Origin of the sequence: Bacillus sp. AP50 (assembly GCF_040492675.1) — a bacterium.
GTDB lineage: Bacteria > Bacillota > Bacilli > Bacillales > Bacillaceae_G > Bacillus_A > Bacillus_A cereus.
In genome coordinates this window covers 1-1,980 of sequence record NZ_JBEUTW010000654.1, presented here as the reverse complement: position 1 = coordinate 1,980, position 1,980 = coordinate 1, and the positions used below count along the sequence as shown (strand labels likewise).

Below are 1,980 nucleotides of genomic sequence, written 5' to 3'. Positions count from 1 at the left end.
ATTACAATATAAATAACCGAGGAGATGCTATCTTCCTCGGTTTCATATCTCAAATACTTCAACCTTTATAGTTGATAACGTAATTTCCCACACATTCGATTCATATACCAATAAGAAATTTAATATATTAATAAACTACTAACTTCTTTACCCCAGCCAAATTTTGAGGCAGAAACCTTTCTGCCTCAAAACAACGGGATAAAATATAAAAGAGTCTCATTAAAAAATGAGACTCTTTTATGATTTTATATTTAAATCGATTTCGAAGTTTGCTTACAAAAGATAAACACCCTAGTAAACACTGCCATTATAACTACTATAACCAGAAAATAAAGTGGCATCACCATTAACGAGCCTGTATGCAGCTGACTCATTCCCCAAATTGTCATCGTTACAATTACATAGTACCCTAAACTAAACAATGCACCAGCTGTACCAATGACATCTTGAAAATCTACTAACGCTAAACTTAAACAATTAGGTAACGCTACTCCAATCCCTAATAACAATATAAACATTGCTATTAAAAATACAACCATATATATTACATTCGGATTTGATCCAACAAACGTAATAACAGATAAAAGGATAGCTCCTCCTGTCATTACGAGACAACCGATATATATAATTTTCTCTGGTTTATAAGTAGCAAGTAAACGTTTTGAAATTTTCGCTCCAACAATAGAAGCAGACGCAACAACAATTCCTAGAAATCCATACATACTAGGCGATAATTGAAAATATTCAATAAAGATAAACGGCGCTTCTGCGTAATAGCTAAATAAAACACCATTTGCTCCTCCAATTAACAGCCCATATGTTACCACTTTTGGATTTGTAATTAACCTCTTCAAGACTGAAAATACATTTATTTTATTCGTTACTGAGCCCGTTTTTGTTTCAGGAAGAGAAACAAACGTATACAGAAAAATACCGATACTCATAACTACTAAACTTAAAAATACTATTTTAAATCCAAACATTTGATCAAGAAAGCCACCAATTAACGGTCCTATCGCTGGTGTAAAAGCAATGACTGCTGAAATTTGAGCAAACATAACATGCCTCTTATGCCCTTCTACACTTTCACGAAGAATCGTTTGCGTCACAACTGATCCTGCACTTGCTCCAAACGCTTGAATAAAACGACTTACCAATAAAACTTCAATGGAATTTGCAATAAAGCACAAGAAACTCCCAGCGCCATATACGACAATTCCAAATAACATTGCTGGGCGACGGCCAATTATATCTGATAGCCATCCAATAAAAAATACACCTAAAGCAAATCCAGCAAAATACACACTAAGCGTTAACTGCACCTCATTATTACTTACATGTAACGCCTTTGAAATGTCAGGTAACGACGGTGTGTAAATCGTTTCACTAATTTGCGGAAATGCGACAAAAACAATCATTAACAAAAGTGATGGTACTGAGACTTTTTTCATTTTTCATACCCTCCTATAACTTTGAAAATCTCAGAAGTAAAAAGACTTTCCTAAGCTACGGAACAGGAGGGGCCATTATAGAAATCCGGTCATAAAACAACAAAGAAAACACCTCAATTACGTATGTTAATACTTATAGGAGGGTAATATTAACATTGATTTTTAAATATACTTTTTCAATTATATTACAAATTACTTTTATTTTTCTAGTATTATCATTTCGAATGCTCTTTTTATATTAGTGAACAAATAATACACGCCATAAAAGATAACAACTTGATATGAACTCCTTATTATGGAATAATTAGAAATAGTTTGAATTAATGAACCTGATTATAAAATGATAGACTCATATATTCCTAATGTCATAAAGTTGAACAAGTAGGAGGACTTTCGTAATGATTGAAATTTTAAGGACAGTATTAAACTTTCTAATTTCTCTATTCTCAGGAGAATTACCAATTGTATATTATGTATGGATTATTAGCCTATTCCTAATTCAAATAACCCAATCTCTGTCTCTTATACA

1 protein-coding gene and 1 pseudogene are annotated in these 1,980 nt (G+C 32.4%); one reads left to right on the top strand and one right to left on the bottom strand.

The window, feature by feature from the left end; genetic code table 11:
* Positions 1-251: 251 nt before the first annotated feature.
* The gene (locus tag ABWK52_RS27970) at positions 252-1,451 is read right to left on the bottom strand and encodes a multidrug effflux MFS transporter (RefSeq protein ID WP_098341063.1); all 1,200 of its coding nucleotides are present in this window, start codon (positions 1,449-1,451) and stop codon (positions 252-254) included.
* A 398-nt stretch (positions 1,452-1,849) separates the two neighbouring features.
* Between ABWK52_RS27970 and ABWK52_RS29890 the strand changes: the two are divergent.
* Positions 1,850-1,980: pseudogene (locus ABWK52_RS29890) on the top strand (DUF5823 family protein); the annotation flags it as partial.